This window comes from Terriglobus sp. YAF25 (genome assembly GCF_052113305.1).
Lineage (GTDB): Bacteria > Acidobacteriota > Terriglobia > Terriglobales > Acidobacteriaceae > Terriglobus.
Window position 1 is genome coordinate 1 of record NZ_JBFRCY010000901.1, and the last position, 1,558, is coordinate 1,558.

General features: G+C 58.2%; 2 protein-coding genes. Both read left to right on the forward strand.

Features of this window, described 5'->3' with window-relative positions:
* On the forward strand, nucleotides 1-477 hold a 477-nt coding region (locus AB4043_RS25010), incomplete at its 5' end, for a phosphohydrolase (RefSeq protein ID WP_442308460.1).
* 59 nt (nucleotides 478-536) lie between these two features.
* Nucleotides 537-1,496 carry a GlxA family transcriptional regulator gene (locus tag AB4043_RS25015; RefSeq protein WP_442303430.1) on the forward strand — a complete coding sequence of 320 codons (960 nt, stop codon included), beginning with the start codon at nucleotides 537-539 and terminating at the stop codon, nucleotides 1,494-1,496.
* Nucleotides 1,497-1,558 lie beyond the last annotated feature (62 nt).

Sequence of the window (1,558 nt, forward strand, 5' to 3'; positions counted from 1 at the left end):
GAGCTTCTCAATGCGGGAGCGATGATCCATGACATCGGTTTGATGCCGTCCCACAGCAGCGCTCACGACCGCTTCGAGGTGGACGGAGCCAATGCTGTGCGCGAATTCTTGCGCAGCCACGAGCTCCCGGAGCAGGAGATCGATCACGTTTGGACAGCCATCGCACTACACACCACGCCGGGCATTCCGCAGTACATGCATCCGGTTGTTGCCCTGGTAACCGCTGGCGTCGAGATGGACGTACTTGGCATCGACTATGCAAGCTTTGCCGACGGAGACCGTGAGTCCGTCGTCAGCGCCTTTCCGCGTACGCCACACTTCAAGGAAGATATCCTCCAGGCTTTCTACGACGGCATCCATCACAAGCCGGAGACTACCTTCGGCAATGTGAAGGCCGATGTGCTCGCCGACAAGGACCCGAACTTCAAGCGCGGTAACTTCTGCGGTGTGATCCGTAATTCCATGTGGCGAGGCTAAGCTGTTCGCCTTCTCTTCCGGGATACCCAGCAACAGGGAAAACGCCCTAGAATCGCGGTATGAAGAAGGTTGTGATCGTCGGTCCTCCTCCGGTGCAGATTCTCGATGTTGCCGGACCACTGGAGGTCTTCAGCAATGTGCCCGGATACGAGGTACAGCTTGCCCATCCGGGGACCGGCGATACTCTTCCAACTCACCGCGGCTTCGCCCTCACCAACGCCATTCCCATCCGCGAGATCACGGGGAAGATCGACACTCTGGTCGTCGTCGGAGGTCCCGGCGCGGAGAACGGCGTCTATGACGAAGCCTTCATCTCCTGGATCGCTGAGGCAGGCGCCAAAGCAAGACGTGTCGCCGCCATCTGCACCGGAGCCTTCCTTCTCGCCAAGGCTGGTCTGTTGGATGGAAGAAACGCCGTCACGCACTGGAACTTTTGTGACCGGCTGGCCAAAGAGTTTCCTGAAGTAACAGTAAAAGCCGAATCCATCTTCCTTAAGGACGGACCGATCTATACCTCCGCGGGCATCACCGCTGGTATCGATCTATGCCTGGCTCTTGTAGAAGAAGATCACGGGCATGAAGCCGCACTGCGGGTGGCTCGCTTCCTCGTCATGTTCCTGGTGCGGCCGGGGGGACAATCGCAGTACAGCCACATGCTCTCGCACCAGGCGGTGAATTCTCAACCGTTACGCGAGTTGCAGGTCTGGATGCTGGAACATCTGCGCGAAGACCTCACCGTTGAAAAGCTGGCCGAGCGCGTGGGGATGAGTGCACGAAACTTCACCCGTGTATGCCTGCGCGAAACGCGCATGAACCCTGGACAGTTCGTTGACCGCATGCGGGTTGAAGCCGCACAGCAAATGATCGACAGCTCGTCGATGGGGTTGAAGGAAGTTGCCAATGCCTGCGGCTTCAGGTCGGCCGATGCGATGCGGCGTACGTTCCTTCGCGTACTGGGTGTAACGGCCGGTGAGTATGTGAATCGATTTCGGCGTCGGCGGAGAGATAAAGGCAAGTAGGTCTGCAGCATTGCTCGAATAGCGAATATGTTGCGCAGAGCGCAACCATTTCGCACCACAGG

Coding starts and splice junctions, on each gene's coding strand:
- AB4043_RS25015 (WP_442303430.1), top strand. CDS start 537: ATGAAGAAGGTTGTGATCGTCGGTCCTCCTCCGGTGCAGATTCTCGAT.